Raw genomic sequence first — 278 nt, 5'->3', positions numbered from 1 at the left:
GTACGTGCTCGACGTCGTCCACGAAGTTGGACGACGCCTTGATGACCTCCGGGCCCAGGTCGCGCAGCGACACGTGGAGCACCACCGGGTTGTGCGCGAACCACGCCGGGCTGGTGACGTGCGGAGTGCCCGCGACGGTGGCGAAGACGACCAGGTCGCTGTTGCGGATCAGGCTCTCCGCCGAGTCGTGGAGGACGGTGCGCCCGGTGCCGCCGGCGTCCTTCAGGTGGTTCTCGAAGCCCGCGGCGTATTCATTGCTGAGGTCGTGGATGCCCATC

1 pseudogene is annotated in these 278 nt (G+C 68.0%); it reads right to left on the bottom strand.

From position 1 onward, the window contains the following. A pseudogene (locus tag GJQ66_RS14205) lies at positions 1 to 278 on the bottom strand (2,3-diaminopropionate biosynthesis protein SbnB); the annotation flags it as partial.

This window comes from Microbacterium sp. ZXX196, assembly GCF_009709595.1.
Lineage (GTDB): Bacteria > Actinomycetota > Actinomycetes > Actinomycetales > Microbacteriaceae > Microbacterium > Microbacterium excoecariae.
Note: the sequence above shows the minus strand (reverse complement) of the source record. Positions and strands in the feature narration are given on the sequence as shown.